Origin of the sequence: Haloarcula sp. CBA1131 (assembly GCF_008728975.1) — an archaeon.
Lineage (GTDB): Archaea > Halobacteriota > Halobacteria > Halobacteriales > Haloarculaceae > Haloarcula > Haloarcula hispanica.
This window is the reverse complement of sequence record NZ_RPCY01000001.1, coordinates 1,408,007-1,420,515: the sequence shown is the minus strand read 5'-3', so window position 1 is coordinate 1,420,515 and position 12,509 is coordinate 1,408,007. Positions and strand designations below refer to the sequence as shown.

General features: G+C 63.6%; 12 protein-coding genes, 1 tRNA gene and 1 pseudogene. 7 read left to right on the top strand and 7 right to left on the bottom strand.

The genetic code is table 11. The features are described from left to right. Nucleotides 1-49: 49 nt before the first annotated feature. Together Har1131_RS07320 and Har1131_RS07315 are read left to right on the top strand one after the other, a co-directional pair. A tRNA-Val gene (locus tag Har1131_RS07320) sits at nucleotides 50-124 on the top strand. Nucleotides 125-407: 283 nt separating this feature from the next. Then, entirely contained in the window at nucleotides 408-761 is a 354-nt protein-coding gene (locus Har1131_RS07315) for a hypothetical protein (protein ID WP_050007161.1), read from the top strand. An 11-nt stretch (nucleotides 762-772) separates the two neighbouring features. Here Har1131_RS07315 and Har1131_RS07310 read toward each other — a convergent pair whose 3' ends face one another. Together Har1131_RS07310 and Har1131_RS07305 are read right to left on the bottom strand one after the other, a co-directional pair. After that, nucleotides 773-1,264 carry an HTH domain-containing protein gene (locus tag Har1131_RS07310; RefSeq protein WP_151145692.1) on the bottom strand — a complete coding sequence of 164 codons (492 nt, stop codon included), beginning with the start codon at nucleotides 1,262-1,264 and terminating at the stop codon, nucleotides 773-775. A gap of 181 nt (nucleotides 1,265-1,445) precedes the next feature. After that, nucleotides 1,446-1,765, bottom strand: a pseudogene (locus tag Har1131_RS07305) (lycopene cyclase domain-containing protein). 108 nt (nucleotides 1,766-1,873) lie between these two features. On the opposite strand from Har1131_RS07305, the gene Har1131_RS07300 reads away from it, so the two are divergent. Then, a complete protein-coding gene (locus Har1131_RS07300) occupies nucleotides 1,874-3,016 on the top strand; it encodes a CBS domain-containing protein (RefSeq protein ID WP_050007162.1) in 1,143 nt (380 codons plus the stop codon). A gap of 17 nt (nucleotides 3,017-3,033) precedes the next feature. Here Har1131_RS07300 and Har1131_RS07295 read toward each other — a convergent pair whose 3' ends face one another. Further along, nucleotides 3,034-4,047: an NADP-dependent oxidoreductase gene (locus Har1131_RS07295; protein ID WP_050038238.1), complete on the bottom strand. Its 1,014-nt coding sequence runs from the start codon at nucleotides 4,045-4,047 to the stop codon at nucleotides 3,034-3,036. Between the two features lie 188 nt (nucleotides 4,048-4,235). After that, on the bottom strand, nucleotides 4,236-6,461 hold the full coding sequence (locus tag Har1131_RS07290; RefSeq protein ID WP_008311543.1) for a CDC48 family AAA ATPase: 2,226 nt from the start codon (nucleotides 6,459-6,461) through the stop codon (nucleotides 4,236-4,238). Nucleotides 6,462-6,661: 200 nt separating this feature from the next. Between Har1131_RS07290 and Har1131_RS07285 the strand changes: the two genes are divergently transcribed. Further along, on the top strand, nucleotides 6,662-7,078 hold the full coding sequence (locus Har1131_RS07285) for a universal stress protein (RefSeq protein ID WP_050036797.1): 417 nt from the start codon (nucleotides 6,662-6,664) through the stop codon (nucleotides 7,076-7,078). 75 nt (nucleotides 7,079-7,153) lie between these two features. Further along, nucleotides 7,154-8,473: a nickel pincer cofactor biosynthesis protein LarC gene (gene larC, locus Har1131_RS07280; protein WP_151145689.1), complete on the top strand. Its 1,320-nt coding sequence runs from the start codon at nucleotides 7,154-7,156 to the stop codon at nucleotides 8,471-8,473. Here the strand turns inward: larC and Har1131_RS07275 are convergent. Continuing rightward, entirely contained in the window at nucleotides 8,470-9,276 is an 807-nt protein-coding gene (locus tag Har1131_RS07275) for a hypothetical protein (RefSeq protein ID WP_129755357.1), read from the bottom strand. The genes larC and Har1131_RS07275 overlap by 4 nt on opposite strands. Nucleotides 9,277-9,439: 163 nt before the next feature. Here Har1131_RS07275 and Har1131_RS07270 point away from each other — a divergent pair, with 163 nt between their 5' ends. Continuing rightward, entirely contained in the window at nucleotides 9,440-10,270 is an 831-nt protein-coding gene (locus Har1131_RS07270) for a hypothetical protein (protein ID WP_050036798.1), read from the top strand. A 54-nt stretch (nucleotides 10,271-10,324) separates the two neighbouring features. Then, complete coding sequence (radB, locus tag Har1131_RS07265) at nucleotides 10,325-11,035, top strand: DNA repair and recombination protein RadB (protein WP_008311538.1); 711 nt, start codon at nucleotides 10,325-10,327, stop codon at nucleotides 11,033-11,035. Between the two features lie 308 nt (nucleotides 11,036-11,343). On the opposite strand, the gene phoU is transcribed toward radB, so the two are convergent. Both phoU and Har1131_RS07255 read right to left on the bottom strand, forming a co-directional pair. Next, entirely contained in the window at nucleotides 11,344-12,024 is a 681-nt protein-coding gene (gene phoU / locus Har1131_RS07260) for a phosphate signaling complex protein PhoU (protein ID WP_050036799.1), read from the bottom strand. Between the two features lie 125 nt (nucleotides 12,025-12,149). Continuing rightward, on the bottom strand, nucleotides 12,150-12,461 hold the full coding sequence (locus Har1131_RS07255) for a hypothetical protein (RefSeq protein ID WP_050007164.1): 312 nt from the start codon (nucleotides 12,459-12,461) through the stop codon (nucleotides 12,150-12,152). Nucleotides 12,462-12,509 lie beyond the last annotated feature (48 nt).

Sequence of the window (12,509 nt, the reverse complement as noted above, 5' to 3'; positions counted from 1 at the left end):
AAACCTTCAATTATACCCATCGGAAACAATGTGGTGTACCTCGCAGTGAGGGTTCGTGGTCTAGGTCGGTTATGACACCTCCTTGACATGGAGGAGGCCGGCGGTTCAAATCCGCCCGAACCCACTACTTCTGTCGCAAGCAAACCGCGAGCGACGAATCTACGCGTGAGTGCGGATTTGAACCCTGAAAGACGAACGAAGTGAGTCTTTCTCTGGTTCACAATCCGCCCGAACCCATTTCTGACGACGTAGCCGACGAGCGTAGCCAGTCGCGTTCGTCGTCTGTCTCTACTACCGTCGAGTAAGTGATTCCGACGGATGTGCGTTTCAACAGAATCGGAATGAGATCACCGGACCGACAGAGTCGTCCCATAGTTTCTTGCCCCAACCGCGTTAGAGTCATCTATATGAGAGATCAGGTCCAGTCGGCGGACGCGTTCGAACAGTTCGTGCTACTGGCGGTTGCAGAACTCGAAACGGCCGGCGAAACGCCGGCCCACTCCTATCATGTGACCCAGACGGCGAAGGCACATCTCGCGGATATCGACCGACAGCCGTTCGGCGGCGTCGAGCGCCAGAAGGTCATATCGGCGCTGGGCCAGCTCGCCGACAAGGGGCTGTTACGAACCGAACAGACGGAGTCACCGACGGGGAAAGGACGGCCTGGGTACGAACTGGCTGGCGACCCGGACGAAGTGCTCGAAGTGCTGTCGGCGACAGACGAGTTCACGTCGTATATCGAAACGGTCCGGTCCTCGTAACCGATCCCTCGTTAGACGACGCTCACCCCGCCGTGCTCCTGATCAAGGGAGGGTGGCTGGCCCGCTTCGAGGCGTTCGAGCCGGTCCGTAATCGTGTGGACGACATCGCCTTTCGTACAGGGTGCGACGTGGACGAGTTCGTTGCCGTCGTACTCAGCCAGCCCCATGACTGGTAGCGCCATGGTGTCGTACGCCGATTCCGCCACTTCTGAGTCAACGGTCGTGTCCTGATAGAAGGATTCCAGCGAGACGTTGTTGGTCAGCGCCCACTGCTTGAACTCGGCGACGCGGTTCAGGATGTACGTCCCTTCCTCCGTCCGTGCGGCGGCCGACTGGGGTGCGATCTGCTTGCCCCAGACGATGACGTTGAACCCGTCGATGTGGTCGTTCTCGTCGAGCGTCTGGAGACGGTCGATGACCGCCTCCTGTCGTTCGTGTGCGCCGTCGGGCAGCATCGACCGAACGTACAGCTCGATGTGAGGTGTCGGGATAGTATCACTCATAGCTATCAGACAGCACTCCCGGCTGACACATATAGGTACTGTGAGAGATGTCTGCATAGGACAGATTGTGTCTTCAGGCCCTGATACGCACGAAATCCCCATTTCTTGTGAGATGGTCTACTTCCAGTTGTAACGCTAACGCAGGAGTAGTTAACAACTGAAACCAGTATTCGATTACTGACTATTCGGCGTTTGACCCGGACGAAAGACCGTGGAGGTTCTCGTGGATGCCGAGGATGAGCGCGGGAACCACGATCATGAAGATGTGCTCTTCGATGGGAATCCCGAGCAGGTCGACACCGGTCCGGAGTTTGATCGCGAAGACACCGACGGTGAGGGTGTACCAGTCCCAGACGTAGGCAATCGGATAGAGCACGACGATGGTCTTGGCCGCCATCCGGAGGGCGTTCGCACGCCAGAGCAGCACGAGGGCAATACTCCCCAGACCACCTCTGTGACAAGATATGTGTAGGGACCGAAGACGCCAATGTCGGGCAGCATACACTGACCTTAGACCCAAGGGCCTAAAGCTTAGTTCGTCTCTCGGTTTCCGGGGACTAAACCAACCTTGATAACCCCACACGTCGAATCTACGAACTGTGAAGAACGATGGATATTGCTGATATCGCCACCAGAGAGTTTGTCGAGGTTGACGCCAACAAGCGCCTGGGGAAAGTCCGGTCTATCTTCGAACGCGAGAACCCCAAGGGTATCATCGTCACGGAAGACGGTGACTACGCTGGCGTTATCACGCAGAAACAGCTGGTCCAGTCCCACGTCGAGGACAACGCGAAAGCGGGGGCGATGACGCGCTCGGCACCGAAAGTCGAGCGCACCGACGACGTGCGCGAAGTCGCGCGCGTCTTGGTCGAGGGTGGAGTCAAGCTCGCGCCGGTGTTCGAGGCGGACGAGCTCTGGGGCATCGTCACCGAGGACGATATCCTCGACGCGGTTCTCGACAACCTCGACGCGCTGAGCGTCGAGGACATCTACACGCGAGATGTCATCACGGTGTCCGAGGATACCAACGTCGGGCAAGTCGTCAATCTCCTCCGGAAACACGGCATCTCCCGGCTGCCGGTGCTCGGTGACGACGACGGCCTGACCGGAATGGTCACGCGCCACGACATCGTCGACGTCGTCGTCCGGGACATGAACAAGACGACGCGGGGCGACCGCTCCGGCGAGATCGAGCGCGTGCTCGACATGCCCGTCTACGACGTGATGAGTAGTCCGGTAGAGACGGCGAAGCTCGGCGACTCCGTCGAGGACGCCGTCGCGCGGATGCTGGAAAACGACTTCGCCGGGCTCGTCGTCACGCCGGAAGACGACGACACCCACGTCGCCGGCATCCTCACGAAAACCGACGTGCTCCGCGCGCTGACCTACACCGAGGAGGAACACATGGACGTCCAGATTACGAACATCAAACTGCTTGACACCATCTCCCGTGCGGACATCCGGTCCGACATCGAGGCGGTCGCGGACAAGTACGGGGCGATGCAGGTCCAGCACGCCCACGTCCGGTTCCACGAGCACAAGGAGAAGCTCCGTGGCACGCCGCTCATACAGTGTCAGATCCGCCTGCGAACCAACAAAGGCCAGGCGGCCGGCTCCGGCGAAGGCTACGGCGCTGAAACCGCGTTCAACGTCGCGCTCGACAAGCTAGAGCGCAACGTCCTCGAACTGAAAGGCGTCCAGGCCGACGAGGAGTACCGCGGCCAACTCCTCCGTAAGCTCGGCGAACTATAACCGGATACTCGCTTTTTCTATCGCTCGGCGACCTGCACGAGCTGCTTGCCGATGTTCTCGCCCTCGAACAGCCCGAGGAACGCGTCGGGCGCGTTCTCGATGCCTTCGGTGACGGTTTCTCGGTAGGAGATGTCGCCCGAGGCGACCCACTGACCGAGCTGCTTCGTCGCTTCCTCGAACCGCGGCTCGAAGTCGGAGACGAGAAGTCCTTCGACGGTCGCCCGGGACTGGATGACCTGAGTCAGCTTGCGCGGCCCCATCGGGACTTCCTCGCTGTTGTACAGCGAGATCTGTCCGCAGACGGCGACACGCGCGTCGGTGTTGAGTCGCGTGAACACCGCGTCGGTAATCGGTCCGCCGACGTTGTCGAAGTAGGCGTCGACGCCGTCCGGTGCGGCCTCGTCCAGCGCGGCCCGATAATCGTCGGTCGTCTTGTAGTTGATCCCCTCGTCGAAGCCCAGGTCGTCTTCGAGGAACGAGACCTTCTCGTCGGAGCCGGCGAAGCCGACGACGCGTGCGCCCTGGAGCTTGGCGAGCTGGCCCGCCACGGAGCCGACGGCCCCGGCAGCCCCGGTGACGACGAACGTGTCGCCGGCCGAGGGCTGTGCCACGTCTCGGGTACCGAAGTACGCTGTCAGGCCCGGCATCCCCAGGACACCGAGCGCTGTCGAAATCGGTGCGAGCTCGGGATTGACCTCTGTAAGTACCGGTCCGGGCGCTGTGGCGTACTCCGCCCACTCCAGCTCACCAGTGACGACATCGCCTTCGTCGAAGCGTGCGCCGTTGGATTCGACGACCTCACCGACGACGGCACCGCGGAGCGCGTCGCCCACGTCCCACGGCTCCTCGTACGATTCGCTGTCGCGCATCCGGTCGCGCATATACGGGTCCACAGAGAGGTACAGCGTCTTGATGAGCACCTCGCCAGGCCCCGGTTCCGGGATCTCTTCCTCGGAAAGCTCGAACGTATCGTGGTCGGGAGTCCCTTCGGGCCGCTTTGCTAGCCTGTAAACGCGGTTAGTGTTCGACATCATCCCCTATACACTTGGGACCCGAAAGGGGGCTTCGAAAGGAGAAACAAACACCGGTTGTATAGTTTATCTAATAATTATCCACAGGTGTTGTGCGGCCGGCGGCAGGGGCATCGCTGATCGGGGACAGCAAAACCGAAAAATCGCGCTCGAATCACAGCGAGGAGCAGGAACCGTGAGCGCCGGAGTTACTGGAAGCCGATCCGGCCGCCGGTCCCGGCCTGGCGCTGCGGACTGGAACCGCCTCTGAACTCCTCTTCCATCTGCTCGTAGTACTCCCGGATGTCGTCGGTGATGGTTGGCCGCACGCTGTCCATCGCCTGCCGGAAGTGACGCATCTCGACTTCCTCCGCGTCGTCGTCCTCGCGGAGCGCCTCGATGGCGGCTTCGCGGGCGATGGATTCGAGGTCCGACCCGACGAACCCGTCGCTGACTTCGGCCAGTTCGCGCAGGCTCACGTCGGGCGACAGCGGCGTGTCGTCCGTGTGAATTTTCAGGATTTGCTCGCGGCCCTCGACGTCGGGCTCGCCGATCATCACCAGGCGGTCGAACCGGCCCGAGCGGATGAGCGCCGGGTCGATCATGTCCGGCCGGTTGGTCGCGCCGATGACCATCACGTCCTCCATCTCTTCGAGCCCGTCGAGTTCGGTCAGGAGCTGATTGACGACGCGCTCGGAGACGTTCGACCCCATCTCGCCGCCCCGACCCGGTGCCAGCGAGTCGAGTTCGTCGAAGAAGATGATGGTCGGGGCGACCTGGCGGGCCTTCCGGAACGTCTGCCGGATGGCCTTCTCGCTCTCGCCGACCCACTTCGAGAGCAGTTGCGGGCCACGGACTGAGATAAAGTTCGCGTCGGTCTCGTTGGCGACGGCTTTCGCCATGAGTGTCTTTCCGGTGCCGGGCGGGCCGTACAGCAACACCCCCGAGGGCGGCGTCACGCCCATGCGCTCGAACTTCTCCGGGGAGTTCATCGGCCACTCGACGGCCTCCTGGACCTGCTCTTTGGGGCCGCTGAGGCCGCCAACGTTGTCCCAGGACATCTTCGGGAGCTCGACCAGCACCTCCCGCATCGCCGACGGACTCACCTCGTTGAGTGCGCCCTTGAAGTCGTCCCGCTTGATGATCATCCGGTCGATGAGGCTCGGCGGGATGTCCTCCTCGTCCAGATCGATCTCGGGAAGGTAGCGCCGGAGCGCCTTCATCGCGGCCTCCTTCGTGAGACTCTCGATGTCGGCTCCGACGAAGCCGTGCGTGTCCGTCGCCAGCTTCGCCAGATTCACGTCGTCGGACAGCGGCATGCCGCGGGTGTGAATCTGGAGGATCTCCTCGCGACCGACTTCGTCCGGGACGCCGATCTCGATCTCGCGGTCGAAGCGGCCCGGGCGACGCAGCGCCGGGTCCACGCTGTCGACGCGGTTCGTCGCGGCGATGACGATGACCTGCCCCCGCGATTCGAGGCCGTCCATCATCGTCAGCAGCTGGGCGACGACCCGGCGCTCGACCTCGCCGGTCACGTCCTCACGCTTGGGCGCGATGGAGTCCAGCTCGTCGATGAAGATGATCGAGGGCGATTCCTCGCTCGCGTCCTCGAATATCTCGCGTAACTGCTGTTCGCTTTCCCCGTAGTACTTCGAGATTATCTCGGGGCCGGCGATAGAGAAGAAACTGGCAGAGGTTTCATTGGCGACGGCCTTCGCAAGCAGCGTCTTCCCGGTTCCGGGCGGCCCATGCAACAGGACCCCCTGTGGCGGCTCGATGCCGAGCTTCTTGAAGATCTGGGGGTGTTTCATCGGCAATTCGACCATCTCTCGCACCCGCTGGATCTCGTTTTGCAGGCCGCCGATGTCCTCGTAGGTGATGCCACCGCCGGTCTTCTCGAAGCCGGAGATCGGTTCCTCGCGGAGTTCCACCTCGGTGTCTTCGGTGATGAGACAGACGCCCTCGGGCTCGGTCTCGACGGCGATGAGCGGGATGGCCTGTCCGGGCGAGCGCATGAACGGGTGGTTCGTCGAGGACATCACCGGGACGATGTCGCGCTCGACGACCGGCCGTTTCAATATCTGCCGCTTAACCATGCCAGCGGCGTCGGAGCCGAACTGGACCGACGCTTCCTCGGGCGGCGCGAGAACGAGCTTGTCGGCCTTCTCGGCCTCGGCCTTCCGGATTGTGACGCGCTCACCAATACCCACGTCAGCATTCTGGCGCGTGAAGCCGTCGATGCGAACAGTGTCAGTGTTCCAGTCCTGCCGGTCGGCCCGCCACACCTTGGCCGCGGTCGTGTCGCTCCCCTCTATCTCGATGATGTCTCCGGGGGAGAGCTTGAGATGCAACAACGTATCGGGGTCGAGTCTGGCGATACCGCGTCCCGAGTCGTTCGGGTACGCCTTCGCCACTTCCAATTGAACTTCGTTCATAGTAGAGCCTGCTTACAATGAACTCGGGTAGCCCCGGAGATATGCTTTATGCTACCGGCGGCCAAGACGCAGGGCGACGGGTTTATATGATACCTAATAGCACACCGCACAGTAGGGGGTAATAGCCACCGGTCTGGGTTGCCGTGACACAGGCTGCCGCCATCGCCGCGTTTCATAAGGCTGGACGCGATAGCGCCGGTATGGTATTTCTCGTTCCCTTCGATGGGTCACCGCTTGCAGATGCGGCACTCAACCGCGCCGTCACCTACGCTGAAGCGCTTGACGAGGACGTCGTCGCTGTCGCGTTTATTCCGACTGGCGCCGACTACGCCGAGCGCCGCCGCCGCGTCGACCCGACCGAGGACTTCGCCGCCGAGACCGCTGCGGACGACCTCCGGCGCAAAATCGAGGAGGCGACCGACGACTCCGAACTCCGCTACGACGACGTGAGCGCCCACTCCACCAGCGAACTGTCGACGACGATCAGACAGACTGCCCGCGACGTCGACGCCAGCGTCGTGTTCCTCGGCAGCGACGACACCGAGGACATCGTCGTCCCTATCGACGAAGTCACCGACGGCGAGACCTACGACATCCACATCGTCCGTCAGGCCTGAGCGGTTCAGCGACTCGACACGCTGGGTGGAATCGTAGTATGAGGGCTTTTACTCGCGGGGCGCGACGCCCCGTGTATGCGAACACTCGCTTTCGACGGCCGGATGGGCGCAGCCGGCGATATGCTTCTGGGGGCGCTACTGGCTGCCGGGGCCGACCGCGAAGCCCTGGCGCCGGTCGAGGACGCACTCGCTATCGAGTACGCCGTCTCCGAGGTGGACCGATGCGGCATCGCCGCCACGCGCGTCGAGGTACTGCTGACCGACGCTGCTAGCGACGCTGATGGACCTCACGACCACGCTCACGACGATCACTCGCACTCCCACGACGAGGGACACGGCCACACTGGGGACGACGACGGATATTCTCATACCCACGATGAGCACGACCACACCCACGCCGAGGGCCACGGCCCGAGCCGAACGTACGCCGAGGTGGTCGAACTCGTTGAGGAGATGGACCTCTCGAAGTCCGTCAAGGCGGACGCGCTGGCCATCTTCGAGATACTTGGCGAGGCCGAGGCGTCGGTCCACGGGACGGACCTCGACGGGACGCACTTCCACGAGGTCGGGGCCGACGACGCCATCGCCGACATCGTCGGGGCCTGTCTCCTGCTGGATGACCTCGACGTCGAGCGGGTCGTAACGACGCCACTGGCGACGGGCGGCGGGAGCGTGGAGATGAGCCACGGCACCTACCCGGTTCCGACTCCCGCGGTGGTCGAAATCGCCGAGCGGGCCGACTGGTCGATGCAAGGCGGCCCCATCGACAGGGAGCTGCTGACGCCGACCGGCGCGGCGATACTCGCCCACGTCGCCGATGGAACCGAGTCGCTACCGCCGCTCGACATCGACGCGTCGGGGTACGGCGCTGGCGGATGGGACCTCGACGACCGCCCCAACGTTCTGCGGGCGATGGTCGGCGACGGGACGGGACGGCTCCGCCGCGACGAAATCACGGTACTCGAAACGAACGTCGACGACGCCCCGCCCGAGGTACTCGGCGACCTCCAACGTTCGCTTTCAGAGGTCGGCGCACGCGACGTGTCGATCGTGCCGACGACGATGAAGAAGTCCCGGCCCGGCCACATCGTGAAGGTCATCTGCAGACCGGACGACGCCGAACGGGTCGCGCGTCGGCTTGCCGAGGAAACCGGGACGCTCGGCGTCCGCGAGTCCGGGGCCGGTCACCGCTGGGTCGCCGACCGCAAGTACGAGACGGTCGCGCTCTCCGTCGACGGCGAGGAGTTCGAGGTGACGGTCAAGATCGCCAGCGACAGCGACGGCACGGTGTTCGACGTGAGCGCGGAGTACGACGACGCCGCAGCCGTCGCGGACGCGACCGGACTCCCCGTCCGTGAAGTGATGCAACGGGCCGAGCGGATGGTTTCGAGTTAACCGCTCCCGTCGGCCGTTTCGTGTTCTTCGTGGTCCGGATCGTCGGCGTCGCCCGTGCTTTCGTCGGTCGCAGTATCGCTGTCGTGTTCCGCCAGGGCCTCTTCGACGGTGAGCGCACCAGTCGCGACCTGCCGAGCCAGTCTCTCGCTGATCGCCCGGTTCGTGTCGCTTTCCTCCCGGGAGCGGTCCTTGATCTTCTGGAGTTCTCCAGCCGTGGGCTCGATAGTCCGACTCTCGATTTCTTCGCCGTCAAGGCGGGCGATGTTGACCGCAGCCAACACGTCGCCCATCCCGCGCGCCCCGGAGCCGAGATACGGCGTCGTCCCCGTTTCGTCGACCAGTTCCACCGGCACGGATTGGATGTCGTCGATGATGCGCGCGCCGACGAGCCGTGCGCCGTCGCCGATGCGAACGACCGGATTGACAGCGTCTTCGACCTCCTCGCGGACGATTTCGCCGACCTCCGCCGCGGGCACCTGAAACGCTGCCACGACCATGTCACCGTGGAGAATCGCGACGCCCGGTCGCTCGCCGGGGTCGATGCCGATGACGGTGCGACCGTCGCCACCGCGGAGTGTCGAAATAACGGCTTCTACGGCTCGACGCGGCGTATCCGGGTCCGCTTGCACGACGTCCACGCCGTCAGGGATCTCGACCGACTCCCCGGCCGCGATGACCGCGACGTCGGCCCCCTCGGGCCACTCGTCGCCCGGTTCGATAGTCGTGAACGCTACGCCGCGGTCGCGGAGTTCGTTGACGACGCCGTGGTACACTTCGAAGTCCTCGGTGGCGACGACAATCACGACCGGATTTCGGCCGCCGATTACTTACAAATGTGGGGGTACAGTGGTCCGCGTATATGTTGCAGATAATTACGAGGTACTTGATAATACATCCAGATAAGAATCTGCCCGATCCCTATTACGTTTGACAGGATTTTTATAACAGCTAACTGGAGTGTCAGTGATGGGTCCAGCGGCCAGCACTGATGGAGAAGACGCGGCGTCAGACCCACTGTTCGGTGGTGTCAGTGGTGCCTATCTGGGCTTAATTCTAGCACCGCCAGTCATACCGCTCATCGAGCGTGTCGGCGTCACCGAAGCCTGGACGCTGTATCTGGCACTGATCGTGACGTTCGGGCTTGTAACCACCGGGACGGCCTGGATACTCACCAGTCGACCGACAGTGGCTGTTACACTCGGCGCGACTCGCGCACGCTGGCTTCTGCCGGTGATTGCGGTTGGGTACGCTGTCGTCGGCTTTGCGTCGCTGGAGACGACTGGAATCAGTGGCGTGCTGGCGTTCTTCTTCGGCCTGCTGGCCTTTTTACTCGGAGTTGCTATCGCGACCATGGCACAGACGCGGTACGCCGCTGCGGTCACCGCAGACACGAACGAGCTGACCCGCTGGCGAGCGAGCTGGCCCGAGTCTGCACAGCGCCGGCGGTTGCACGTCGGCGGAGCCATCGCTGGCGTCGCGACCATTGGCTTCGCCGTCGGTGCGGTGTTCGATATCGCCCTGCTCCAGTACTCCGGCCAGGTGCTGTTCCCCGCTGGGTTCGTCCTCCTCTCGACGGGCGGGTCCCGAACCGCCGTTGCGACCGAACGTGGTCTGGAAATCAGACTGCCGGTCGCCAGGCGGTTCTATGCCTGGGAAGACCTGGAATCCTACGACCTCGACGCCGAATCGCTCGTCGTCACCCGCAAATGGGGGTCGGACCTGCGGTTTGCGACGGCCGAAATCGACGATGTGTCGCTCGTCGAATGGACGCTGGCCGAGCGGCTTTCGGACGACTGACAGTAGTGCTGCCAGGTACCAGCGTTTTTATCGGAACCTGCCCAACCCTTGCCCGTGAGCGAGTACGTCCCGACCGGGTGTGATGCAATCGACGATCTCCTGGGTGGTGGGCTGGAGCGCGGGGCCGTGACGCAGGTGTACGGCCCGCCAGCGGCCGGGAAGACTAACTTCGCCCTCTCGGCGGTGATGGAAGTCGCTGCTGCCGGCGACGCGGCGCTGTACATCGACACCGAGGGGCTCTCCGCAGACCGCATGGAGCAGGTCGCCAAGGGCCGCGCACGCGGGACGGCCCAGACCGTGGACGACCTCGCTGGCCGGCTCATCATCACCGAGGCGCTGGACTACGACGAGCAGGCCGAGGCCGTCCAGGACGCCGCCGAGTTCGCCGCCGAGGTCGAACTCATCGTGCTGGACAGCGCGACCGGGTTCTATCGGCTCCGCCGGGACGACGAGGACGGTGGCGAGACGCTGCGGGACGTGGCCCGCCAGATCACCCACCTGCTCTCGCTGGCCCGCAAACACGACATTGCCGTCTTGTACACGAACCAGGTGTTCACCGACCCGGACAGCGACCGCTCGACGGCGCTTGGCGGCCACACCCTGAACCACTGGTCGGGCGCAATCGTCCGTCTGGACCGGTTCCGCGGCGGCAACCGTCGCGCCACGCTGGAGAAACACCGTGCCAAACCGGCCGGCGACACGGCCCAGTTCCGCATCACCGACGCGGGACTCGTGGGCGACGACACGCCCGAGACGCCGAAGTAGGCTTTTCGTCGAGAAGCAGTGCTGTCAGGCGCGCGCCGTCGCGGCGACGGCCGCGTCGTAAGCGCGAGGGACGAGTCGCACAGGCGAGCGGAGCGAGCCGAGCAACGCAGTCGGCTGGGGAGGCGTGTGGCTGTCGCGGTTTTGTGGCTGTCGTAATTAATGCATACCGCGCGAGCGGAGCGAGCGCGGTTTCGCTCCGAGCGCGGCCCTGGCCGCGACTCGGAGGTCGTTTTTAGCGTAGATTTTTGCAAAGGGGGTTCCCGCAGCGCCGCAGGCGCGAGGAAACCCCCTGCAGTAAAAAGGTACTCTCAGTAGATGAGGTCGTCGTCGTTCTCGACCATGTACAGCGTCCGCGCGGCGATGTTGACAGCGTGGTCCCCGACCCGCTCGATGTCCCGAATCGTCAGCAGCAGGCGGGATACGTCGGCCATCAACTGCTCGATTTCGGCCTCGCTGGAGTCGGCGTCGATCTCACGCTCGATGAGGTCGCGTACGACCGTCTCGGAGGCGGCCTCACAGCGTTCGTCCACCTCGTCGTCGATGTCGGCGATAGCGTAGCACTGGTCGGCGCTCTCGTCGCCGTAGGCTTCCATGGCGTTCTCGACCATCTCGATGGTCACGTCGGCGACCTCCTGAATGTCGACCTCGGGGTACACGTCGCGTTCGGCCTCCAAGGAGTACTCGCCGAGGTTCGTGGCGAGGTCACCGATACGTTCGAGGTCGGTGATGATCTTGAACGACGCGGCGATAAAGCGGAGGTCGGACGCGACCGGCTGTTGCAGCGCCAGCAGGTCGATACAGTCCTGTTCGAGGTCGAGATACAGCTGATTGATCTCGTGGTCACCCTCGATGACCTCCCGGGCCATCTCCTCGTCTTTCTGTTCGAGCGCATCCAGGCCAAGCCGGAGCCGCTCGAGGACGATCTCTGACATATAGAGGACATCCTCGCGGAGCGAGTTCAGTCCCTCCTGATAGGAATCGCGTGGCATAGTCCGGAATGTGCTAGTGGTATGCATCAGCCTTTCCCTTCTCCCAATATCTCCCGATACCGACCGGCGCGACGGTTGCAGCCGGCGTGCTATGCGGGGACAGGGAGCTCGACAGCGAGAACCGGCTACTGTGGCACCGTCTCGGCGTCGTCACGGGGACGAACGTCCAGCGTCGTCGCGTCGCCGAGTGCTGTCCCGCCCTCGACGCGCTCGACGCGCAACACCACGTCCTGTGGCGTTGCACAGCCACAGCTGACGAACTCGTCCCACTCATCGCCAACAGCCACTGGGCCGCCGTGGGCGCGTCGGAGGTACTGTTGATAGGTGTCCCCGCGGAGTTCGTCGGCTATCCACTCGGTATCGACGCCTGACCACGGGTCCCCATCGGCGATGCTGGGGGCAAACGAGAGCACGAGACGGTCCGCAACGGGAGCCATACACTGGCTGAGGCGGGAGACAGGCTTAGTCCCTTGGGAGCGACCGCC